This is a genomic window from Pseudomonas sp. 58 R 3 (assembly GCF_900006605.1).
GTDB classification, from domain to species: Bacteria; Pseudomonadota; Gammaproteobacteria; order Pseudomonadales; family Pseudomonadaceae; genus Aquipseudomonas; species Aquipseudomonas salomonii.
Genome location: NZ_CVTT01000050.1, coordinates 38,421 through 60,422, shown reverse-complemented (window position 1 = coordinate 60,422; position 22,002 = coordinate 38,421). Strand labels below are relative to the sequence as shown.

The 22,002-nt window shown below is 61.3% G+C and carries 18 protein-coding genes and 1 pseudogene; 10 read left to right on the top strand and 9 right to left on the bottom strand.

Annotated elements, in window-relative coordinates; genetic code table 11:
* Nucleotides 1–99: 99 nt before the first annotated feature.
* The 3 genes from BFP92_RS12890 to BFP92_RS12880 form a co-directional block, all read right to left on the bottom strand.
* Complete coding sequence (locus BFP92_RS12890; protein WP_065929769.1) at nt 100–3,570, bottom strand: hybrid sensor histidine kinase/response regulator; 3,471 nt, start codon at nt 3,568–3,570, stop codon at nt 100–102.
* Nucleotides 3,571–3,689: 119 nt separating this feature from the next.
* Nucleotides 3,690–4,082: a YbaN family protein gene (locus BFP92_RS12885; protein WP_170875837.1), complete on the bottom strand. Its 393-nt coding sequence runs from the start codon at nt 4,080–4,082 to the stop codon at nt 3,690–3,692.
* Between the two features lie 11 nt (nt 4,083–4,093).
* Entirely contained in the window at nt 4,094–4,681 is a 588-nt protein-coding gene (locus BFP92_RS12880) for a UPF0149 family protein (RefSeq protein ID WP_017134909.1), read from the bottom strand.
* Between the two features lie 276 nt (nt 4,682–4,957).
* Between BFP92_RS12880 and recQ the strand changes: the two genes are divergently transcribed.
* Nucleotides 4,958–7,087: a DNA helicase RecQ gene (gene recQ, locus BFP92_RS12875; RefSeq protein WP_065929768.1), complete on the top strand. Its 2,130-nt coding sequence runs from the start codon at nt 4,958–4,960 to the stop codon at nt 7,085–7,087.
* Nucleotides 7,088–7,208: 121 nt separating this feature from the next.
* The gene (locus tag BFP92_RS12870; protein ID WP_056861440.1) at nt 7,209–7,643 is read left to right on the top strand and encodes a MarR family transcriptional regulator; all 435 of its coding nucleotides are present in this window, start codon (nt 7,209–7,211) and stop codon (nt 7,641–7,643) included.
* Between the two features lie 49 nt (nt 7,644–7,692).
* Here the strand turns inward: BFP92_RS12870 and BFP92_RS12865 are convergent, their stop codons facing one another.
* Entirely contained in the window at nt 7,693–9,882 is a 2,190-nt protein-coding gene (locus BFP92_RS12865) for a patatin-like phospholipase family protein (protein ID WP_065929767.1), read from the bottom strand.
* Between the two features lie 84 nt (nt 9,883–9,966).
* On the opposite strand from BFP92_RS12865, the gene BFP92_RS12860 reads away from it, so the two are divergent.
* Nucleotides 9,967–10,254, top strand: a complete 288-nt coding sequence (locus tag BFP92_RS12860) for an Rdx family protein (protein ID WP_065929766.1) — start codon at nt 9,967–9,969, stop codon at nt 10,252–10,254.
* 3 nt (nt 10,255–10,257) lie between these two features.
* Here BFP92_RS12860 and BFP92_RS12855 read toward each other — a convergent pair whose 3' ends face one another.
* Both BFP92_RS12855 and BFP92_RS12850 read right to left on the bottom strand, forming a co-directional pair.
* Complete coding sequence (locus BFP92_RS12855; protein WP_065929765.1) at nt 10,258–11,142, bottom strand: DMT family transporter; 885 nt, start codon at nt 11,140–11,142, stop codon at nt 10,258–10,260.
* 145 nt (nt 11,143–11,287) lie between these two features.
* Nucleotides 11,288–11,584: pseudogene (locus BFP92_RS12850) on the bottom strand (hypothetical protein); the annotation flags it as partial.
* Nucleotides 11,585–11,722: 138 nt separating this feature from the next.
* On the opposite strand from BFP92_RS12850, the gene BFP92_RS12845 reads away from it, so the two are divergent.
* A complete protein-coding gene (locus BFP92_RS12845) occupies nt 11,723–12,532 on the top strand; it encodes a UDP-2,3-diacylglucosamine diphosphatase (protein WP_065929763.1) in 810 nt (269 codons plus the stop codon).
* 130 nt (nt 12,533–12,662) lie between these two features.
* On the opposite strand, the gene BFP92_RS12840 is transcribed toward BFP92_RS12845, so the two are convergent.
* The 3 genes from BFP92_RS12840 to phhA form a co-directional block, all read right to left on the bottom strand.
* Nucleotides 12,663–13,856, bottom strand: a complete 1,194-nt coding sequence (locus BFP92_RS12840) for an amino acid aminotransferase (protein ID WP_065929762.1) — start codon at nt 13,854–13,856, stop codon at nt 12,663–12,665.
* Nucleotides 13,856–14,212, bottom strand: a complete 357-nt coding sequence (locus BFP92_RS12835) for a 4a-hydroxytetrahydrobiopterin dehydratase (RefSeq protein ID WP_017134918.1) — start codon at nt 14,210–14,212, stop codon at nt 13,856–13,858. The genes BFP92_RS12840 and BFP92_RS12835 overlap by 1 nt, the downstream gene beginning before the upstream one ends.
* Before the next feature lie 97 nt (nt 14,213–14,309).
* The gene (gene phhA, locus BFP92_RS12830) at nt 14,310–15,116 is read right to left on the bottom strand and encodes a phenylalanine 4-monooxygenase (RefSeq protein WP_065929761.1); all 807 of its coding nucleotides are present in this window, start codon (nt 15,114–15,116) and stop codon (nt 14,310–14,312) included.
* Between the two features lie 257 nt (nt 15,117–15,373).
* On the opposite strand from phhA, the gene BFP92_RS12825 reads away from it, so the two are divergent.
* The 6 genes from BFP92_RS12825 to flgJ all read left to right on the top strand — a co-directional run bounded on the left by BFP92_RS12825 (nt 15,374) and on the right by flgJ (nt 21,999).
* Nucleotides 15,374–16,936, top strand: a complete 1,563-nt coding sequence (locus BFP92_RS12825; protein WP_065929760.1) for a sigma-54-dependent transcriptional regulator — start codon at nt 15,374–15,376, stop codon at nt 16,934–16,936.
* A gap of 328 nt (nt 16,937–17,264) precedes the next feature.
* Nucleotides 17,265–18,005, top strand: coding sequence for a flagellar basal body rod protein FlgF (locus BFP92_RS12820; protein ID WP_017134921.1), 741 nt, complete (start codon nt 17,265–17,267; stop codon nt 18,003–18,005).
* 67 nt (nt 18,006–18,072) lie between these two features.
* A complete protein-coding gene (gene flgG / locus BFP92_RS12815; RefSeq protein ID WP_056859743.1) occupies nt 18,073–18,858 on the top strand; it encodes a flagellar basal-body rod protein FlgG in 786 nt (261 codons plus the stop codon).
* Nucleotides 18,859–18,911: 53 nt separating this feature from the next.
* Entirely contained in the window at nt 18,912–19,607 is a 696-nt protein-coding gene (flgH, locus tag BFP92_RS12810) for a flagellar basal body L-ring protein FlgH (RefSeq protein WP_056859744.1), read from the top strand.
* Nucleotides 19,608–19,634: 27 nt separating this feature from the next.
* Nucleotides 19,635–20,723 (top strand): flagellar basal body P-ring protein FlgI, encoded by a 1,089-nt coding sequence (locus BFP92_RS12805; protein ID WP_225933067.1) that lies wholly within the window; start codon nt 19,635–19,637, stop codon nt 20,721–20,723.
* Between the two features lie 4 nt (nt 20,724–20,727).
* Complete coding sequence (flgJ, locus tag BFP92_RS12800; protein WP_056859745.1) at nt 20,728–21,999, top strand: flagellar assembly peptidoglycan hydrolase FlgJ; 1,272 nt, start codon at nt 20,728–20,730, stop codon at nt 21,997–21,999.
* The last annotated feature ends 3 nt before the right edge of the window (nt 22,000–22,002 follow it).

The window sequence follows — 22,002 nt, the reverse complement described above, 5'->3', positions numbered from 1 at the left end:
GCTTGCTCGCGAATGCGGTGTGTCAGCCAGCACATTCGGTGACTGACACTGCGCATTCGCGAGCAAGCCCGCTCCCACATTTTTGACTGAGTACACTGTTTAAAGCGGCAAATGCCGACTCAACAACGCCCGCAACGCCGCCGGTTTCACCGGCTTGGCCAGGTAATCCAACCCCGCCGCGTGTACCTCGGCGACCATCTCCGGTCGCCCATCGGCACTGATCACCACCCCGGGAATCGGCTCCGCCAACTGCGCCCGTAGCCAGCCCATCAGCTCCGTGCCCGTCTCGCCGTGGTCCAGGTGGTAATCCACCAATGCCAGTTGCGGGCGCACTCCCTCGGCCAGCAGCGCCGCGCATTGCGCCTGGTCGGTGGCGGTCCACACTTCGCAGCCCCAGCGCGTCAGCAGGCTGCGCATGCCGATCAGGATGCTTTCTTCGTTGTCCACGCACAGCACCTGCGCGCCGCTTAATGGCAGCCCATTGTCTGGCGCGATCTTGACCGTCGGGCTGGCCTGGTTGCGCGCCAGCGGCACGCGCACGCTGAACACGCTGCCTTGGCCCGGCCACGAGCGCACGCTCAACGTATGCCCGAGCACGCGGCACAGGCCGTCAGCGATGGCCAGGCCCAGGCCCAGGCCTTTCTCGGCACGAGTCTGGTGGCTGTCCAGGCGCTTGAACTCTTCGAAGATGACCTTCTGTTTATCCAGCGGAATGCCAGGGCCACGGTCCCACACTTCCAGGCACAGTTCGCCTTTGCGCCTGCGCACGCCCAGCAACACGGGGCCGTCGGCATAGCGGAACGCATTGGTGAGAAAGTTCTGCAGAATCCGCCTGAGCAGCTTGATGTCGCTGTCCACCCGCAACCGGCTGCCGCGCAGGCGGAAACGCAGGCCCTGCTCCTGAGCCAGTGCCTTGAATTCGGCGCCGAGGGTGTCGAACAGCTCGTTGAGCACAAAGGGCTGGCGCTGCGGGTTAATCTTGCCGTTTTCCAGGCGGGAGATATCCAGCAAATCACTGATCAAGTCTTCGGCCGAACGCAGCGAGCTGTCCAAGTGCTGCACCAATTGCCGGGCCTCGGCAGACAAGCCGTCGTGCTGGTGGGAGAGGGCGGCGGAGAACAGGCGTGCGGCGTTCAAGGGTTGCATCAGGTCGTGGCTGACAGCCGCAAGGAAGCGGGTCTTCGACTGGCTGGCGGATTCGGCCACGCCCTTGGCATCGGTCAGTGCAACATTGAGCTGAGACAGTTCATGGGTGCGCTCGGTTACCCGTTGCTCAAGGCCTTCGTTGGCTTCGGTCAGCGCCTGCTCGGCTTCACGGAACGCTGTGATGTCGGTAAAGCTCATGACAAACCCACCGCCAGGCATCGGGTTGCCGATCAGCTCGATCACGCGGCCATTCGGGAATAAACGCTCGGAAGTGTGCGCGCGGCCCTGGCGCATCCAGTGCAGGCGGCGTGCTACATGCACCTGGGCTTCACCCGGCCCGCACAGGCCGCGCTCGGCGTTGTAGCGAATGATGTCGGCAATCGGCCGACCCACGCTGATCAAACCTTCAGGGTAGTTGAACAGTTCTAGATAGCGGCGGTTCCAGGCCACCAGCTTGAGGGACTGGTCGACCACACTGATGCCCTGGGTGATGTTTTCGATCGCGCCTTGCAGCAACGCGCGGTTGAACTGCAACACCTCGGAGGCTTCGTCGGCGATGCGTACGACGTCCTCCAGCTGCATTTCCCGACCTTCAATCGCGGCTTTCACCACGGCGCGTGTCGAAGAGGCGCCGAGCACACCGGCCAGCAAGCGTTCGGTGTGGGCGATCCAGTCATTGTCGGCATTCTGGTTCGGGTTGAAGCCTTTGCCTTGGCGATAGGCGAAACGGATAAAGCTCTGCTGGGCGCGTTCCTCGCCGACAAAACGTGCGGCGAGGCTGAGCAGGTCGCTGATCTGCACCGAAAGCATTGAGCGCGCATTGGCGCGCTGGCTGATTTCCTGGCCGATAAAGCGCCCGGCCTGCCAATGCTCGGACACCCGTGTGCGCGACAGCATCGACACCCACACAAACAGCGTGAAGTTGCCCGCCAGGGAAAACACAGTGCCCAGAGTCAGCGAGGTGACGGTGAAACCAAAGGGGTGCGAATGCATCCACGTCAGGCCGGGGAAAAGGCTCAACGACCAGCCCAGGCTTTTCGCCGTCACCGGTAGGACCAAGGTGTAGAACCACAGGAAAGTGCCCGCCGCCAAACCGGCAAACACGCCGCGTCGGTTGGCCTGCTTCCAATACAATGCGCCGAGCATCGCGGGCGCCAGTTGGGTAACGGCGGCGAACGCGATCTGGCCGATGGTCGCCAGGCTCGCGCTGGAGCCGAGCAGGCGGTAACTCACGTAGGCGAGCAACAGGATGATCACAATGCTGACCCGGCGCACCGACAGCATCCAGTGGCGGAACACTTCGAACGGCCGCTCGGCGCTGGAGCGGCGCAGCAGCCACGGCAGCAACATGTCGTTGGAGACCATGGTCGACAAGGCAATGCTCGCCACAATCACCATGCCGGTTGCCGCCGAAGCACCGCCGATAAACGCCAGCACGGCAAGGGCCGGGTGCGCTTCGGCCATGGGCAGGCTGATCACGTAGGAGTCCGGCAATACCGAGGCGGGCAAAAGCATTTTGCCGCCGAGGGCGATAGGGATGACGAACAACGCGGCGAGGATCAGGTAGGCCGGGAACACCCATTTGGCCAGGCGCAAATCCTGCGGGTCGATGTTCTCTACCACCGTAACGTGAAACTGTCGGGGCAGGCAGATGATGGCCATCATTGCTACGCCGGTCTGCACCACCATCGACGGCCAGTTGATGGTTTCTGTCCAGTATTCTTCAAGGCGCGGGGCGAGCATGGCCTGGCTGAACAGATCGCCAAAACCGTCGTACAGGCCGAAGGTCACGAATGCGCCGACCGCCAGAAAGGCGAACAGCTTGACCAGGGATTCAAACGCAATCGCCAGCACCATGCCGCGGTGGTGTTCGGTGGCATCCAGGTTACGGGTACCGAACACAATGGTGAACAGCGCCAATACCAGCGACACGATCAATGCGGTGTCCTGGGCGCGGGTGCCGGTGGTGTCGGGGCCGGAGCCGATCAACAGGTTCACGCCCAGCACGATGCCTTTGAGTTGCAGGGCGATATAGGGCAGCACGCCGACCAGGCAGATCAGTGCCACCACCACGGCCAGTGATTGGGATTTGCCGTAGCGTGCGGCGATAAAGTCGGCAATGGAGGTGATGTTTTCCTGCTTGCTGATCAGGATCATCTTCTGCAGCACCCAGGGTGCCAGCACCAGCAGCAGCACAGGTCCCAGGTAGATCGGTAAAAACGCCCACAGCTGCTCGGCGGCCTGGCCTACGGCGCCGAAGAAGGTCCAACTGGTGCAGTAAACGGCCAGCGACAGGCTGTATACCCAGGCACGCATTCGCGGCGGCAACGGCGCGTGGCGGCGATCGCCGTAAAAGGCGATGGCGAACATAATGGCCATATAGGCCAGGGCAACGGCGGCGATCAGCCCGCTGGACAGCGTCATGGTAACTCCGAGCATAAGAACACCCGGGCATTCCGAGCCCGGTGGGACAGTCTCGCATGATGCTGGGGGTTAGTCAGTGTCGACCAAGGTCGTGTGGGATCGAATGTCGCAGTGCGTGTTTATCGCGGTGGCAGGGTTTTCTGGCGCAAGATGTAAACGGTTACCAGCACCGCACTGGTCAGCATAAACCCGCGTGCCCAAGGCAGCGGCACCAGGTAGCAGGAAAACCCAATGCTCAGCCACATCAAACCGATGGCGTAGACCTTGCCCTTGAGCGGAATGCCATTGCCGTCCAGATAGTCTCGAATCCATGGCCCCAGGCGCGGATGTTCCACCAGCCATTGGTAGAAACGCGGGGAGCTTCGAGCGAAGCAGGCGGCGGCGAGCAGCAGGAAGGGGGTGGTCGGCAATACCGGCAGGAAGATACCGATCACGCCGAGCGCTACGCTCAGCCATCCGATGGCCAGCAGCACGTAGCGCAGGAGCAGTGAGCGCTTGCCCATGGGCGTCATGGGCAAACGACTCAGTGGTGACGTGGCTTGAGGATCGCCGGTTTTTCGTCAGGCGCGTTGCACAGCAGGTACAAGGCGGTGAGGGCTTCCGGGATCTGTACGATCATGTCGTCCATCAGGTTGGCATCGGCGGCGATGTCGGAGAATTCCGGCTGGTCGTCAAACAGGCCCGAACCGACCATGATCGGCAGCAGCATTTCGCTGACTTCTTCCTCGGCAGTTTCGAACCAGGCGGCTTCGCGCAGGAACACGCCTTCCATGAAGCCGATGCACCAGCCGCGCAGGTCGGAGTCATCCGGCTCTTCGCCCAGGTCCAGCTCGCATGGCAGCTCGAATTCCTCATCGGAAGCCAGCTGGCGACCAATGTGGGCCTTGAGGGCCAGCAGGGTCGATTCGATTTCTTCGCGCTGGGCGGCGTCGGCGTAGTGCGGTTCTTCGGCGAACAGCGCGTCGATCCATTCACGGTCGGGTACAACGTCGGCGCAGATCGACAGGGCGGTCAGGTAGCCGTGAGCGGCCACGTAGTCCAGCGCCTCGTCATGCAGCTCATCGGCGTCGAGGAAGGCTTGCAGGCGGGTTAGTTGCTCAGCGAAGGACATTGAAGGGCTACCTTGGGAATAAACGATGCGCAATTCTAGGCTTTCTTGAGCCTCCCGGCCAGCTGCAAGGCATATTTGCCGGGTTCTGGAGCGGGATGACTATTCGTCAGTGACGCCCTTTGCCGGGTAACGCTCGGGTATACTGCCGCGTTTTGTGATGCCCCTGCAGGCCAAACGCCAATCCGCGAAAACTTCGCTTACGGATTATTTCCCGTGATGCGGTGTTTTTTCGGCCAGCCTGTACAGAGGGATTTCGGCACCATTTTGGAGTTTTACATGCTCGAGCAGGCTCAACGCGTCCTCAAGGACATCTTCGGCTACGACAGTTTTCGTGGCCGCCAGGGTGCGATCATTGAGCGCGTGGCCAGTGGTGGTGATGCCCTGGTCCTGATGCCTACCGGTGGCGGCAAGTCGCTGTGCTTCCAGGTCCCGGCGTTGTTGCGCAATGGCTTGGCCGTGGTGGTGTCGCCGCTGATCGCGTTGATGGACGATCAGGTCGCCACCCTGGAAGAACTTGGTGTCGCCGCCGCTTCCTTGAACTCCACCTTGAGTGCCGAGCAGCAGCGCGAGCTGGCTGCGCGCATCAAGCGCGGTGAAGTGAAAATGCTCTACCTGGCGCCTGAGCGGTTGGTGCAGCCGCGCATGCTGGCCTTCCTGCAAAGCCTGGAAATTGCGCTGTTCGCCATCGACGAAGCCCACTGTGTGTCGCAATGGGGCCACGATTTCCGCCGCGAATACCTGCAGTTGGGCCAACTGGCTGAACTGTTCCCCGACGTGCCGCGCATCGCCCTGACCGCCACCGCCGACAAGCGCACCCGCGAAGAAATCGTTGAGCGCCTGCACCTGCAAAACGCCGAACGCTTCCTGTCGAGCTTCGACCGGCCGAATATTTTTTACCGCATCGTGCCCAAGGAACAGCCGCGCAAACAGTTGCTGGCGTTCCTGTCCGAACGGCGCAGCGACGCAGGCATCGTGTATTGCCTGTCGCGCAAAAAGGTCGATGAAGTGGCTGCGTTTCTCTGTGAGCAAGGCTACCCGGCGCTGCCGTATCACGCGGGCCTGCCCAATGACACGCGCTCTGCCCACCAGAAGCGCTTCCTCAACGAGGAAGGCCTGATCATGGTGGCGACCATCGCGTTCGGCATGGGCATCGATAAATCCAACGTGCGCTTTGTTGCGCATATGGACCTGCCAAAATCCCTTGAGGCCTACTACCAGGAAACCGGTCGCGCCGGCCGTGATGGCCTGCCGGCGGATGCCTGGATGGTCTACGGCCTGCAAGACGTGGTGATGCTCAAGCAGATGCTGCAGAACTCCGAAGGCGACGAGCGGCACAAGCGCCTGGAACAACACAAGCTCGATGCCATGCTTTCGCTGTGCGAGGAGACGCGCTGCCGCCGTCAGACGCTGCTGGCGTATTTCGACGAGGACATGCCCGAGCCATGCGGGCACTGCGATAACTGCACCGATGGCGTACAGACCTGGGATGCGACCGAGCCGGCGCGCCAGGCGTTGTCGACCATCTACCGTACCGGCCAGCGCTACGGCGTGGGGCACCTGGTGGACGTATTGCTGGGCAAGGACAACGAGAAAGTGCGCAGCTTCGGCCACGAAAAACTCTCGGTGTACGGCGTCGGCAAGGCGCGCGCCGAAGGCGAATGGCGTTCGTTGTTCCGGCAGATGGTCGCGCGCAACCTGGTGGACATCGACATCGAAGGTTACGGCGGCCTGCGCCTGAACGACAGTTGCCGGCCCTTGCTCAAGGGCGAGGTGAGCCTGGAGCTGCGCCGCGACCTTAAGCCGCAGACCACCGCCAAAAGCAGCAGCACAAGCCCGGCCAGCCAATTGGTGCGTGGCGAAGAACGCGAGCAGTGGGAAGCCTTGCGCACCCTGCGGCGCAAACTGGCGCAGGAACACAGTGTGCCGCCCTACGTCATCTTCCCCGACTCCACCTTGCTGGAGATGTTGCGCGAGCAGCCGACCAGCATGGCCGAGATGGCCAAGGTCAGCGGCGTCGGTGCGCGCAAGCTGGAACGCTACGGCCAGGCCTTCCTCGAAGTGCTCGGTGGCCAGGCCGAGGCGCCGAAGGAAGTCGCCGATATCCGCCATGAGCTGATCAGCCTGGCACGTGCCGGCATGACTCCGATCCAGATCGCCGGCCAACTGCAATGCTCGGAAAAAAACGTCTACACCTTGCTGGCTGAGTCCATCGGCAAACAGCAGTTATCGTTGGAGCAGGCCCTTGATTTACCGGAAGATCTGCTCGGTGAAATCCAGGATGCCTTCCTTGACGGAGAAGGCGAATTGCCACCGGTTACGGAGATCGCGCCGCTGTTTACCGGGCGTGTGCCTGAAGGTGTTTTGTATTGCGTACGTGCCGCTTTGCAGTCTGAATTCGAAATTTAGTGTGCCAATTACGACAATGTAACGAATCAGTCCATAGCGCCACTTGCCTCCTGGCATGGCTCATGCTTAGCTGACTAATAATTAGCCACATTTTATTTTCAGTCTAAATCATGAGTTTTTTATGCCGTTAACCGAACAACACCGCTTTGGCATGCAGTTGGCGCAAATGTCCCGAGGCTGGCGCGCCGAACTGGACCGCCGTTTGGCGGGGCTGGGTTTGTCCCAGGCGCGTTGGCTGGTGCTGTTGCATCTGGCCCGTTTTGTCGATGCACCCACCCAGCGTGAACTGGCGCAAAGCGTCGGCGTAGAAGGTCCGACCCTGGCACGCCTGCTCGACAGCCTGGAAGGCCAGGGCCTGGTGCAGCGCCAGGCGGTGCTGGAGGATCGTCGCGCCAAACGCATCCTGCTGTGCGACACCGCCCGCCCGTTGATCGACCAGATCGAAACCATCGCCACGGCCTTGCGCCATGAGCTGTTTGTGGGCGTGGATGAAGACGATTTGCGTGTGTGCATGCGCGTGCATGGGCACATTCTGGCGAACCTGGAAAAGTCCTGAGGTGTGGCGAGGGAGCTTGCTCCTTCGCCACCGTAAGCCTGGCATCCAGCTAGAACGTCTGCCCGAGGTTCAGGTACACCGCCTGCTGCTTGTCATCATTGAACCCATAGCTGAAGTTCAGCGGCCCCAACGGCGTATCAAAGCCGAGGAAAATACTCGCCGCATTGATATAGCCACTGTCGAACTGATTGTCGTTGTTCCACGCCCGGCCGCGCTCCAGCGAAGCCCCCAGGTACAGTGGAAAATCCAGCGGCAGGTACGAGCGCGGCGTCAGGCGGCGGTAGTACACGGCGCGCATCAGGGCGATGTTCTGCCCCGAGATTGAATCTTCGCGAAAGCCCGATAATTGCCGCGCACCGCCGAGCAGGAAGCTGGAAACCACCACGTCGGATTTATCCAGGGTGCGGCCATAACGACCACCGAGTATCAAGGTGTCCGGGCCGTGGCTCATGGCCTTGTCCAGCTTGAACTCCCACTGTCGGTAGCGCTGGTCCGAACCCAGGCCGGGTTCGAACTCGCGATAGGCCAGGCCGATGTCTTCACCGGAATGGGGGAAGTACACGTTATCCAGCGAATCGAACGAATACTTGAGTTCATAGAAACCCTCGCTGAAGCTGACACTTGGCAAGTCGCGCTCGCCAACACGCACATCCGCCTTGCCCCAGGCTTCGCCGACGCCGAAGCGGATCTCGCCGCTGTTGCCGATCTGGCGCCCCACGTTCAAACCAAAACCGTAGCGCTCCAGGCGGTATTCGGCGATAGGGTCGCTGTCCAGCACCAGGTCAACGTTCTGCGCCTGGGCACTGAGATAGGGCGCGACGAAGTAGCGTGAACCCACATCCAGTGGCTGGTAGAACTCGCTGTACAGCTCTTGGCGATCACCAATCTGCACGCGTGTCAGCCATTCGGCGCCGAGGCGGTTGATGCCGTTCATGCGGTAACTGGCGCCGAGGTTGTAGGCGCTTTCGCCGCGCATGTCATCCGACAGGCTCAGGCCCAGGCGCAAATAGTCGGTGCCGCTGCGTTTGCCGCGCGCGCTGATGACCAGGGTATTGTCCTGGCCCTTTTTCACCACGCGGTATTGCACCTGCTCGAAGTAATCGAGGCCATACAACGTGCCCATGTCGGTTTGCAGGCGGCCCAGGTTCAGCGGCTCGCCCAGGGTTTGGCGAATGTAGTAGCGAATCACGTCGTCACTGACTTTCGAGTCGTTTTCCACCTTGATGGCGGTGATCACCGGCGTGCGTTCACCCGGGGTGCGGGCCTCCACCAATTGCGCGTCGATCGGTTCGGCGGGGCGCAGATGCGCCAGGCGCACGTCGAGGGCGCGGGTGGCGCGGTAGCCGGCGTCGATCATGTCTTTGGCGCGGCCGAAGTCGGTCACGCCGTAGGCGGCCAGCGGCGGCTGGATCAACACATCCCTGGGATGCAGGGCCTTGAGTTGTTCTTCGGAGTTGCGCCGGGTCATCAGGGTGATGGACTGGTTGAGCACATCCACCACAGTAGCCAGTTGCTTGCGTGAGCGCAGCGGCGTGCCGATGTCCACGACGATGGCGATATCGACGCCCATTTCGCGCGCCACATCCAGTGGGATATTGTCGGTCATGCCGCCGTCCACCAGCAGCCGCCCGTCCAGCTCAACCGGGGCGAACACTGCCGGGATCGACATGCTCGCACGGATTACCTGGGGCAAGTGACCCTTGCTGAACACCACTTTTTCGCCGGTGGTGATGTCGGTGGCCACAGCGCGGAACGGGATTGGCAGCTTGTCGAAATTACGCGTATTGCTGGAGTGGGCGAACATGCTTTCCAGCAACAGCGCCAGGTTCTGGCCCTGGATCACGCCGAGCGGCAGGCCGAGGCTGCCGTCATCGCGGAAGCTGAGCTTCTGTTTGACGAGGAAGTCGCGGTCATCCTGTTTGCGCCGAAACGGCACGTCTTCGCGTGGTGGGGCATCGGACAATGCCTGTTGCCAGTCGATATTGAGCGCGAGCTTTTCCAGTTCATCGATCTTGTAGCCCGAGGCGTACAGGCCGCCAATCACCGCGCCCATGCTGGTGCCGGCGATAGCATCGATATGGATACCTTGCTCCTCCAGGGCCTTGAGCACGCCAATATGCGCGAGGCCACGGGCGGCACCGCCGGACAGCACCAGGCCGATCCTGGGGCGTGGGCTTTCGACGGCATCGGCGATCAGGGGAAGCAGGCACAGAAACAGGCAGGACAACAGGCGGCGCATCATGAATCTCAAGGCTGGGCGATAAAGGCCGGTATTATAGTCATTCGATCGTCCGTGCCCGTTATGTCAGGAACTTCTCAATTTATGTCTGCCAGCAAACCCGAGATCGTCATTACCTATTGCACCCAATGCCAATGGCTGTTGCGCGCCGCGTGGCTGGCTCAGGAATTGTTGAGTACATTTGCCGATGACCTGTCCCGCGTGGCGCTGGAACCGGCCACCGGCGGGGCGTTTCGCATCACCTGCGACGGCGTGCAGATCTGGGAGCGCAAGGCCGACGGCGGGTTTCCGGAGGCCAAGGTGCTCAAACAGCGCGTGCGCGACCAGATCGACCCGCAGCGCGACCTGGGGCACAACGACCGCAAGGCCTGAAGGCTACGCGGTGGCTGCCGGCTGTTTGGCCTGGCTGGCGCTGCCCATTAAGCCTGAGAGCACGATGGCGACGATGATCAGCGCGCCGCCCAGCAGCATGCGCAAGGTCGGGGTTTCGGCGAACAGCAGCCAGGCCGCGGTGATGCCATAGACCGGCTCCATGGCGAACACCACGGACGCGGTGCGCGCCTTGATCACCGCGAGGCTGGCGACAAACAAGCTATGGGCCAGGCCGGTACAGAACACGCCGAGCAGCCCGATCCACAGCCAGTCAATCCCACGCACATCCGCCAGGCCTGGCGCTGCTACTGGCAGCAGGCAGGCTGCGACCACCACGTTCTGGCACAGCGCGGCCTGCACCGCCGGAATGCGCCCGGAGCTGGCGCGGTTGTTCAGCGACAGCAGCGAGAACAACAGGCCCGAAAGAATCCCCCACAACAGGCCCCCCGTGGCTTGGCTGGCGAGGTCGAAGTCTGGCGTCACCAACACCAGGCCCACTGTGACCAGCGCCACCAGCAGCACTTCGTTGGCGCGGATGCGCTCGCGGAAGATCAGCCCTTCAAGTATCACGGTAAAGGCCGGGAACGCAGTGAAGCCCAGGGTGGCGACGGCCACCCCGGCGACTTTGACGGCAATGAAGAAGGTCACCCAATGTGCCGCCAGCAGCACGCCGCTGACGACGAGTCGACGCCAGTCGCGCATCTCCAGGGTTTTCCAGGTGGTGTTGCTGGCGAATCGCGCAAAAATCGCCAGGGCGATTACGGCAAAGGCGGCGCGGCCAAACACAATGATGGCCGGCGAGGCGGCCGCCAGTTTGCCGAAAACACCGGTGAGGCCAAACATCATTGCGCCGATATGCAGGGCGCCAAGGGCTGAACGGGGAGTCATTGCGATCCTTGAACCAACGGGGTGACAGAATCGCAGTCTAGAGGCTTGAGGGCGCCGGTGTCTGTCGCAGACCTCGCGAATCTTAGCGACAGGCTCTTGTCAGCCCGAGCGACGCAACGTGCCCGGTGAGGCGCCAAACTCACGGAGCATGGCGTTCGATGTGCGCATTGAACGCCGAATACGGCAAACGCTTGCCCGGTATCGACTGGGCCAGCGGATGATTGAGACTGGCCAGCACCAGGCAGCGGCTGCCGTCGCGACTGCCACAGGCATGGTGGGCCGAGAAGGGCAGCACCATCACGCTGCTGGCGTGCACCTGGCTGCCCTGGCCATCGACTTCCAGGTCCAGGTGCCCCGACAACCCGAACACCAGTTGGGCGTGATCATGGCTGTGGGCGAGCGGTTCTTCGAGGTAGTGGCGCAGCGTGAGGGTCGGTCTCATCGCAGTCTCCTGGGCAGCAGGCCTGCAGTCTGCAACGCTTCTGAGGGCTGCGAGCGCTGTCATCAGACTGACGCACAGTTGTCATGGGCTATTAACCGCCTGGGCGCAAGCTCGCGAAAACACCGTCGAGGGATGCCCATGACCAGTGCCGAGTTCGTTAAACCCAGCCGCAAACAACGGGTTCGTACCCTGTGGATCTCCGACGTGCACTTGGGCACCCGGGATTGCCAGGCCGAGCACCTGTCGCAGTTCCTCAAGGGCTACCACGCCGACAAGGTCTACCTGGTGGGCGATATCATCGACGGCTGGAAAATGCGCGGCGGCATGTATTGGCCCCAGGCTCATACCAATGTGATCCGCCGCTTGCTCACCATGGCCAAGCGCGGCACCGAGGTGATCTACGTCACCGGCAACCACGACGAATTCCTGCGCCGCTACTCCAAGCTGATCCTGGGCAATATCCAGCTGGTGGACGAGGCCGTGCACGTCACTGCCGATGGCCGCCACCTGCTGGTGATTCACGGCGATCAATTTGATGTGATCACCCGATACCACCGTTGGCTGGCCTTCCTGGGCGATTCGGCCTACGAGTTCACCCTCACGCTCAACCGTTGGCTCAATCACTGGCGTGCGCGGTATGGCTATGGCTACTGGTCGTTGTCGGCGTACCTGAAGCACAAGGTCAAGACGGCGGTGAGTTTTATCAGCGATTTTGAAGAAGCGATCGCCCACGAAGTGACCAAGCGCGAGTTGCATGGCGTGGTGTGCGGGCATATTCACCATGCCGAGATTCGCAAGGTGGGCGAGGTGGACTACCTTAATTGCGGGGATTGGGTGGAGTCGTGCACCGCGTTGATCGAGCACTGGGATGGCAGTATCGAGTTGTATCGGTTGGCGGATGCGCAGGCCAAAGAGGCGCAGTTGAAGGCCGAGATGGTTGCGGGCTAGAAGGTTCGCACGGTCAAAAATGTGGGAGCTGGCTTGCCTGCGATGGCGGTTGTTCAGTCAGCTTATTCAGTGACTGACACTCCGTAATCGCAGGCAAGCCAGCTCCCACAGTTTGATTGGATTTCTTCAGTTATTTCGAGACGTCGGCGATAGCCTCGGCCAGTAATGCCAGACGTGTGGCATCAATGCCGGCGACATTCGCCCGCCCAGAACTCACCATATACACGCTGTGCTTCTCACGCAGTTGCTTGACCTGTTCGGCACTCAAGCCGGTATAGGAAAACATCCCACGCTGCGCACCAATATGCGCAAACTTCTCGGCCAGCCCGTGGGGCGCCAGCGCCTCCACCAGCCCGGAGCGCAGTTGTGCAATGCGCGAACGCATGGCCTCGACTTCAGCGCTCCAGCGCTTTTTCAGCTCGGCGTCACCGAGGATGGTCGCTACCACTGCGGCGCCATGATCCGGCGGCGTCGACCACAGGTTGCGCGCGATATTCGCCAGTTGGCTGCGCACGTCCGTGAGCTTCTCGGCGTCTGCCGCACACACGATCAGCGCGCCGACACGGTCGCTGTACAGGCCGAAGTTCTTCGAGCAGGAACTGGTGACCAGCACTTCCGGCAGCTCGGCAGCAAACAACCGCACCGCCCAGGCATCCTGCTCCAATCCGTCGCCAAAGCCCTGGTAGGCGAAGTCGATCAGTGGCAGCAACTGCCGTTCGCGCACGATGTGCAACACCTGGCGCCAGTCGTCCTGGGACAAGTCAAAACCGGTCGGGTTATGGCAGCAGGCATGCAACAACACCACGTCGCCCTTGGGCACGGTGGCAAGCGTTGCGAGCATCGCGCCCACGTCCAGGCGGTTATCCGCGCCCACATACGGGTAATGGCTGACCTTGAGCCCGGCCTTGGCGAAGATGGTTTCGTGGATCGGCCAGGTCGGGTCGCTCAGCCAAACGCCACGGCCGGGCAGGTTTTGCGCGATAAAATCCGCACTCAGGCGTAGCGCGCCGGTGCCGCCAGGGGTTTGCGTGGCACCGGCGCGACGCTCGCGAATCAGCGCTGAATCGGCACCCAGTACCAGTTGGCTGATCAGCGCACCGAAGGCCGCATTGCCGTGGCCGCCGATGTAGGTCTTGGTGGTTTGTGTGTCCACCAGACGCTGTTCGGCCAGTTTTACCGAGTGCGGAATCGGCGTCAGGCCCTGGTCGTCCTTGTAGACGCCCACGCCCAGGTCGAACTTGTTCGGGTTGGCGTCCTGGGCATACAGGTCCATCAGCCCGAGGATCGGGTCGCCGGGCACGCGGCCAATGGCATCAAAATGCATTACTTGCGGCCCTCGGCGTCTTTGGCCACTTCGTCAGTGCGCGCAGCCATGATGAAGTCGTTGCGGTGCAAGCCTTTGATCGAGTGGCTCCACCAGGTCACGGTGACTTTGCCCCACTCGGTCAGCAGGCCTGGGTGATGGCCTTCGGCTTCGGAGATTTCACCCATGGCGTTGGTAAAGGCCAGGGCGAATTTGAAGTTCTTGAACAGGAAAACCTTTTCCAGCTGCATCACGCCGTCGCGCACTTCGATGTTCCAGTCGGGGATCTGCTTGATCAGTACCGGCAGCTCTTCGTCGCTGACTTGTGGGGCATCGGCGCGGCAGGCTTCGCAATGGGCTTGGTTCAAGGTGGTCATGGAGGTGTCCTGAATTCGAATGATTGAGATCAGTGAGCGTTACCCTAAAGCAACGCGGGGCCAGGGAACAGATTCACCTGGCCTCAAATTGTAAGGTTCAAGCAGCTTCGGGTTTGGGCGGGACTGCCTTTGGGGTGAAGAGCGGCGCATGCAGACCCAACTGCATACCGCGCTCGACCATGCCCATGATGTCTTCCTGCGCCACCTCAAACAGGCGCTTAAGCTCAGGCAATACGAAGTACAGCGGTTGCAGAATGTCGATGCGATACGGCGTGCGCATGGCTTCCAGCGGGTCGAAAGCCTGATGTTCGGGTTCATCCGACAGGCAATACACGCTTTCTTTAGGCGACGACAAAATGCCGCCACCGTAGATGCGTCGACCTTGCGGCGTGTCCACCAAACCGAATTCGATGGTCATCCAGTACAGGCGCGCCAGGTACACGCGTTGCTCTTTGGTGGCCGCGAGGCCGAGCTTGCCGTAAGTGTGGGTGAATTCGGCAAACCATGGGTTGGTCAGCAGCGGGCAGTGGCCAAAGATCTCGTGGAAAATATCCGGCTCTTGCAGGTAGTCCAGTTCTTCGCGGGTGCGAATAAAGGTCGCCACCGGAAATTGCTTGCTGGCGAGCAATTCAAAGAAGGTCTGGAAGGGGATCAGTGCGGGGACGCGGGCAACTTGCCAGCCGGTGGTTTCGGCCAACACCTTGTTGATCTCACCCAGTTGCGGGATGCGGTCCAGGGGCAGGCCGAGCTTGTCGATTCCGTCCAGGTATTCCTGGCAGGCGCGCCCCTCGATCACTTTCAATTGGCGGGTGATCAGGGTGTTCCACACCGCGTGTTCTTCCGACGGGTAGTGGATAAAACCTTGCGCATCGGGCTCGCGGGCCACGTAGTGCGTCTGCTTCATACGGCTCTCCTGCTAGGCATTCGTTCTTGTTATGTCCTGCGATGAGCCTATTGATAACGCGGAAGGTGCCGGATTCCATCGGGGTCCGGCGCCTGCGCGTAGGAAAAGTCACCGTTATTCGTAAAGTTTTCGTTACGGTATGCCGACCTGTCGGTGTCTTGGGCTGTGAAAAGGTCACAAGCTGTCACATAATCTTGACGACTATCTGCGCTCAGCGGCAAAAAGCCCCGGCGCTTTCCCACCATTTGGGCTTTTTCATGCGTATTAAAGTGCACTGCCAGAACCGTATCGGCATCCTGCGGGACATTCTCAACCTGCTGGTGGAGTACGGCGTCAACGTCGCCAAAGGCGAGGTGGGCGGTGAACATGGCAACGCCATTTACCTGTTTTGCCCCAACCTTGTGAACATGCAGTTCCAGGCATTGCGCCCGCAATTCGAAGCGATTGCCGGCGTTTTTGGGGTTAAAAGGGTAGGGCTGATGCCCAGCGAACGTCGGCATATGGAGCTCAATGCGCTGCTCGGCGCTCTGGAATTTCCGGTGTTGTCGATTGATATGGGCGGCTCTATCGTCGCCGCCAACCGCGCGGCGGCGCAGTTGCTCGGGGTGCGCGTGGACGAGGTGCCGGGCATTCCGCTGTCGCGTTATGCCGAGGATTTCGACCTGCCGGAGCTGGTGCGTGCGAGCAAATCGCGCATCAATGGCTTGCGGGTCAAGGTCAAGGGTGACGTGTTTTTGGCGGACATCGCGCCGCTGCAATCTTCCGAGCACGATGACAGCGAGGCCATGGCCGGCGCCGTGCTGACCCTGCACCGTGCCGACCGTGTGGGCGAGCGTATCTACAATGTGCGCAAGCAAGAGCTGCGCGGCTTCGACAGTATCTTCCAAAGCTCCAGGGTCATGGCCGCGGTGGTGCGCGAAGCCCGGCGCATGGCACCGCTGGATGCGCCGCTATTAATAGAAGGTGAAACCGGCACCGGCAAAGAGTTGCTGGCACGCGCTTGCCACTTGGCCAGCCCGCGCGGGCAATCACCCTTGATGGCGCTCAATTGCGCGGGCCTGCCGGAGTCGATGGCCGAGACCGAGCTGTTCGGCTATGGCCCCGGCGCATTTGAAGGGGCGCGGGCCGAGGGCAAGCTGGGCCTGCTGGAACTGACGGCGGGCGGTACCTTGTTTCTCGATGGCGTGGGAGAAATGAGCGCACGCTTGCAGGTGAAATTGCTGCGCTTTTTGCAGGACGGCTGCTTTCGCCGGGTGGGCAGTGATGAAGAGGTGTACCTCGACGTGCGGGTGATCTGCGCCACCCAGGTGGACCTGTCGGAACTCTGCGCCCGTGGCGAATTCCGCCAGGACCTGTATCACCGGCTCAACGTGCTGTCGCTGCATATCCCGCCGCTGCGTGAGTGCCTGGATGGCCTGGCGCCGCTGGTTGAGCATTTTCTTGACCAGGCCAGCCGGCAGATTGGTTGCCCGTTGCCCAGGCTGGCGCCGGCGGCGATGGATCGGCTCAGTCATTACCACTGGCCGGGCAATGTGCGGCAGTTGGAAAACGTGTTGTTTCAGGCGGTGTCGTTGTGCGACGGCGGCATGGTCAAGGCTGAACATATTCGCCTGCCGGATTATGGGGTGCGCCAGCCGCTTGGGGATTTTTCCCTGGAAGGCGGGTTGGAGAATATCGTTGGGCGGTTTGAAAAGGCGGTGCTGGAGGCTTTGTACGCCGAGCACCCGAGCAGTCGGCAACTGGGTAAGCGCCTGGGCGTGTCGCACACGACTATTGCCAATAAGTTGCGCGATTACGAAATCCTCAAGACCGATAAATAACCCGCTGACACACTGAGGTTAAAACTGTGGGAGCTGGCTTGCCTGGGATGACGGTGGGTCAGTTGGCTCATGTGTCACTGATACACCGCTATCGCAGGCAAGCCAGCTCCCACATTGGTTCTTTGTCATTTTCAAGGCCGGTGCTTGCCGCAGGCGGCAGTAGTCCGCCGTTTTTTCGACTCTATCCCTGCCACCTAATCTCTAAGCCTGCCCGCAAACCCGCGCCGCATATGGACTTCAATCTATTTTCAAAAGTTGGTTCGCAAATTGCTTAAGCCTCATCAGAGCAACGGTGGGCGGCAAGCGTCCGTCAGAAAGAGGATAGAGCGTGGACAAGTACCTTTATGTGGCAATGACCGGCGCCAGCCAGAATGCACTGGCGCAAAAGGCCCATGCCAACAATCTGGCGAACATTTCCACCAACGGTTTTCAACGGGACCTGGAGCAGGCGCGTTCGATGCCGGTGTTCGGTGACAGCTTTCCGGCGCGGGCATTTGCCATGACCGAACGGCCGGGCACCGACTTCTCCCAGGGCGCCATGATTGAAACCGGTCGCGACCTCGATGTGGCGGTCAGCGGTGACGGTTGGATGGCCGTGCAAACCCCGGATGGCGGCGAAGCCTACGTGCGCAGCGCCAGCATGAATGTGGATGCGCTGGGCGTGTTGCGTGCCGGCAACGGCATGCCGGTGATGGGCAACGGTGGCCCGATCGCCGTGCCGCCCGAGCAGAAAATCGAAGTGGGCGCCGACGGCACCATCAGCATCCGCGCCATGGGCGAAGGCCCACGGGTGATGGCTGAAGTGGACCGCATCAAGCTGGTTCAGCCGGACCTCAAGAACATGACCAAGGGCCTGGATGGCGCCATCCATACCAAGGATGGCAAACCGGCCCAGGCCGACGCGAACGTGCGGCTGACCTCGGGTTTCCTGCAGGCGAGCAACGTCAATGCGGTGGAAGAAATGACCGCCGTGCTGTCGCTCTCCAAGCAGTTCGAGCTGCACATCAAGATGATGAACAGCGCCAAAGAAGACGACCAGGCCATGACTCGCGTTCTGTCGATGAGCTGATTGCCGGTTCACTGAAGACTAATTTTGCAGCACAGCGCCAACAAACAGGCGCACGAAGGAGAACACTATGCTTCCGGCTCTATGGGTTGCCAAAACAGGTTTGGCCGCGCAGGACACCAACCTGACCACCATCTCCAACAACTTGGCGAACGTGTCGACCACGGGTTTCAAACGTGACCGCGCCGAGTTTCAGGACTTGCTCTATCAGATCAAGCGCCAGCCGGGCGCCCAGTCGACCCAGGACAGCGAATTGCCGTCGGGCCTGCAACTGGGTACCGGTGTGCAGATCGTCGGCACCCAGAAGAACTTCAGCGCCGGTAACCTGCAGCAAACCAACCAGCCGCTGGACATGGCCATCAACGGCCGGGGTTTCTTCCAGATCCTGCAGCCCGATGGCACTACGTCCTACACCCGTGACGGTACTTTCCACCTCGACTCCAATGGCCAGATCGTCACCGCCAACGGCTTCGCGCTGGAACCGGCCGTTGTAGTGCCGGCCGATGCCAAGACCTTTACCGTCGGCACCGACGGCACCGTGTCCATCACTGTTGCCGGCAACCCGGCGTCGCAAGTGATCGGCAACCTGCAAACCGCCGACTTTATCAACCCGGCCGGCTTGCAGGCCATGGGTAACAACCTGTTCCTGGAAACCGCCTCCAGCGGCGCGCCGCAAATCGGCACCCCAGGTCTCAACGGCTTCGGTACCACCCTGCAACAAACCCTGGAAACCTCCAACGTCAGCACGGTTGAGGAGATGGTCAACATGATCACCACCCAGCGCGCCTACGAGATGAACTCCAAGGTGATTTCCACCGCCGACCAGATGCTTTCGTTCGTAACGCAGAATCTGTAATCAAGTCTATGGGGCGCCTTTTGCGGCGCCTGCAACACCGTGAGGTAAGGGTCATGAATCGCTATGTTTCTGTTCTGGCATTGAGTGGGATCGCCGTGCTCGCGGGCTGTGTCGCCCCGTCGCCAAAACCCAATGACCCGTACTACGCGCCGGTGCTGCCGCGCACGCCGTTGCCGGCGGCGGCCAACAATGGCTCGATCTACCAGGCCGGTTTCGAACAGAACCTGTACAGCGACCGCAAGGCCTTCCGGGTCGGTGACATCATCACCATCACCCTGAACGAGAAGACCCAGGCCAGCAAAAACGCCAACTCGCAGATCGGCAAGACCAGCAAGACCGGCATCGGCCTGACTTCGCTGTTTGGTGGCGGCCTGACCACCAATAACCCTTTGGGCGATGGCGACCTGAGCCTCAATGCCGGTTACAGCGGTGACCGTGCTACCAACGGCAAGAGCGCGGCAGGGCAGGGCAACAGCCTGACCGGTTCGATCACCGTGACGGTGGCGGATGTATTGCCCAACGGCATTATCGCCGTGCGCGGTGAAAAGTGGATGACCCTCAACACCGGCGACGAGCTGGTGCGTATCGCGGGCATGGTGCGTGCCGATGATATCTCCACCGACAACACCGTGCCGTCGACGCGCATTGCCGATGCACGCATTACCTACTCGGGTACGGGTTCGTTTGCTGATGCGAGTCAGCCGGGCTGGTTCGACCGTTTCTTCCTTAGCCCGCTGTTCCCTTTCTAGGTGGCCATTTTGAACCTCAAACAGCTGATGGCTGCCGCGTTATTGCTGGCCTTGAGCGCAGGGGCACACGCCGAGCGGTTGAAAGACATCGCCAGCATTTCCGGCGTGCGCTCCAACCAATTGATCGGCTACGGCCTGGTGGTGGGGCTCAATGGTACGGGTGACCAGACCACCCAGACCCCGTTCACCCTGCAAACTTTCAACAACATGCTCTCGCAGTTCGGCATCAAGGTGCCGCCTGGGTCGGGCAACGTGCAGCTCAAGAACGTCGCGGCCGTGTCGATCAGTGCCGATTTGCCGGCGTTCTCCAAGCCGGGCCAGGTGGTGGACATCACCGTTTCGTCCATCGGTAACTCGAAAAGCCTGCGTGGCGGCACCTTGCTGATGACGCCGCTCAAAGGTATCGACGGCAACGTCTACGCCATCGCCCAGGGCAACCTGGTGGTCGGCGGTTTTGACGCCGAGGGCCGTGACGGCTCGAAGATCACCGTTAACGTGCCATCGGCCGGTCGCATTCCCGGTGGCGCCACGGTTGAACGCACCGTGCCCAGCGGTTTCAACCAGGGCAACAGCCTGACCCTGAACCTCAACCGTTCGGACTTCACCACCGCCAAGCGTGTGGTCGACAAGATCAACGACATGCTCGGCCCTGGCGTGGCACAAGCCATCGACGGCGGCTCGATCCGTGTGACGGCGCCGCTCGACCCAAGCCAGCGTGTCGACTACCTGTCGATCCTGGAAAACCTTGAGGTCGACCCGGGCCAGGCGGTGGCCAAAGTCATCATCAACTCGCGCACCGGCACCATCGTGATCGGTCAGAACGTCAAGGTCTCGCCGGCGGCAGTGACCCACGGCAGCCTGACCGTGACCATCACCGAAGACCCGATCGTCAGCCAGCCCGGGCCGCTGTCCAATGGTCAGACGGCAGTGGTACCGCGCTCGCGGGTCAATGCCCAGCAAGAAGCCAAGCCGATGTTCAAATTCGGCCCTGGCACCACCCTGGACGAGATTGTCCGTGCGGTGAACCAGGTGGGCGCAGCGCCCGGCGACTTGATGGCGATTCTCGAAGCTTTGAAACAGGCCGGCGCCTTGCAAGCCGACCTGATCGTGATCTAAGGCCATGGCCATGGATATGCACAAAAGCGGGTTCACCAGCACGGCGGATTCGGGGTCTTACTCCGACCTCAACCGGCTGAACCAGCTCAAGGTCGGCGCCGACAAGAACAGCGAAGGCAACATGCGCAAAGTCGCGCAGGAGTTCGAGTCGCTGTTCCTGAGCGAGATGCTCAAGTCCATGCGTTCGGCCACTGAGGCGCTGGGCAAGGACAACCCGCTGAACACCCCGGCTGCCAAGCAGTACCAGGAAATGTATGACCAGCAGTTGGCGGTCTCGATGTCCCGTGAAGGCGGTGGTATCGGTTTGGCTGACGTGCTGATGCGCCAGATGCAGAAGAACAAGCCGGTTGAGGCGCAGTCCTCCACCTTGCAAGGCCCGGCGGCGGCCGAGCCGGTCAAGGCCAGGAAGGTTGATGTGCCGACCGAAATTGCCGCCGGTACCCAGGCGAATGGCCCGTTGGGGCGCTCCAATGGCCAGCGGCCGTTGTGGGCTTACCGCGTTGCGGAGCCGCAAGGTACCAGCGCACACACCAACGACATGGAGCTGATGAACCAGCGTCGCATGGCGTTGCCGAGCAAACTGACCGATCGCCTGCTGGCCGGCATCGTACCGAGTACCCAGCCCGCTACGCAGGCCGCGAGTGCGCCACTGCGTAACAGCGCCGCCACCGATAACGTGGTTAACAGCGCCGCGCGCAACTTTGCCGTGCCGAGCGGACGCATGCAGGTTTATGGCCGCGCAATTGCCCAGCCACCGCTGGCACCGGCGAAAAAAGCCTTCAGCTCGCAGGACGAATTTGTCGCCACCATGCTGCCGATGGCCAAAGCGGCCGCAGCGCGCATCGGGGTCGATCCCAAGTATCTGGTGGCCCAGGCCGCGTTGGAAACCGGTTGGGGTAAATCGGTGATGCGCGCCGAGGACGGCAGCAGCAGCCACAACCTGTTCGGCATCAAGGCCGGGCAGAGTTGGCAGGGCGGCCAGGCGCGTGCAATCACCAGCGAGTTTCGTGCAGGGGCGATGGTCAAGGAAACGGCGCAATTTCGTTCCTATAACTCCTACCAGGACAGCTTCCACGACCTCGTAACATTGCTGCAAAGCAATGATCGCTATAAAGAAGTTGTGAAATCAGCCGACAACCCGGAACAGTTTGTACGCGAGTTGCAAAAAGCCGGATACGCAACCGACCCGGACTACGCCAGCAAGATTTCGCAGATCGCCAAAACGATGAACAGTTACCAGAACTTCGCTGCCGCTGGCGCAACCACACATTTATAAGGT

Bases quoted from the DNA above. Each gene is read 5' to 3' on its own strand.
- flgG (WP_056859743.1), top strand. From the start codon at position 18,073: ATGCTTCCGGCTCTATGGGTTGCCAAAACAGGTTTGGCCGCGCAGGAC.
- BFP92_RS12885 (WP_170875837.1), bottom strand. From the start codon at position 4,082: ATGACGCCCATGGGCAAGCGCTCACTGCTCCTGCGCTACGTGCTGCTG.
- BFP92_RS12855 (WP_065929765.1), bottom strand. From the start codon at position 11,142: ATGACTCCCCGTTCAGCCCTTGGCGCCCTGCATATCGGCGCAATGATG.
- BFP92_RS12845 (WP_065929763.1), top strand. From the start codon at position 11,723: ATGACCAGTGCCGAGTTCGTTAAACCCAGCCGCAAACAACGGGTTCGT.
- BFP92_RS12860 (WP_065929766.1), top strand. From the start codon at position 9,967: ATGTCTGCCAGCAAACCCGAGATCGTCATTACCTATTGCACCCAATGC.
- flgH (WP_056859744.1), top strand. From the start codon at position 18,912: ATGAATCGCTATGTTTCTGTTCTGGCATTGAGTGGGATCGCCGTGCTC.
- recQ (WP_065929768.1), top strand. From the start codon at position 4,958: ATGCTCGAGCAGGCTCAACGCGTCCTCAAGGACATCTTCGGCTACGAC.
- BFP92_RS12880 (WP_017134909.1), bottom strand. From the start codon at position 4,681: ATGTCCTTCGCTGAGCAACTAACCCGCCTGCAAGCCTTCCTCGACGCC.
- BFP92_RS12870 (WP_056861440.1), top strand. From the start codon at position 7,209: ATGCCGTTAACCGAACAACACCGCTTTGGCATGCAGTTGGCGCAAATG.
- BFP92_RS12890 (WP_065929769.1), bottom strand. From the start codon at position 3,570: ATGACGCTGTCCAGCGGGCTGATCGCCGCCGTTGCCCTGGCCTATATG.
- phhA (WP_065929761.1), bottom strand. From the start codon at position 15,116: ATGAAGCAGACGCACTACGTGGCCCGCGAGCCCGATGCGCAAGGTTTT.
- BFP92_RS12825 (WP_065929760.1), top strand. From the start codon at position 15,374: ATGCGTATTAAAGTGCACTGCCAGAACCGTATCGGCATCCTGCGGGAC.
- BFP92_RS12840 (WP_065929762.1), bottom strand. From the start codon at position 13,856: ATGCATTTTGATGCCATTGGCCGCGTGCCCGGCGACCCGATCCTCGGG.
- BFP92_RS12835 (WP_017134918.1), bottom strand. From the start codon at position 14,212: ATGACCACCTTGAACCAAGCCCATTGCGAAGCCTGCCGCGCCGATGCC.
- BFP92_RS12805 (WP_225933067.1), top strand. From the start codon at position 19,635: ATGGCTGCCGCGTTATTGCTGGCCTTGAGCGCAGGGGCACACGCCGAG.
- flgJ (WP_056859745.1), top strand. From the start codon at position 20,728: ATGGCCATGGATATGCACAAAAGCGGGTTCACCAGCACGGCGGATTCG.
- BFP92_RS12865 (WP_065929767.1), bottom strand. From the start codon at position 9,882: ATGCGCCGCCTGTTGTCCTGCCTGTTTCTGTGCCTGCTTCCCCTGATC.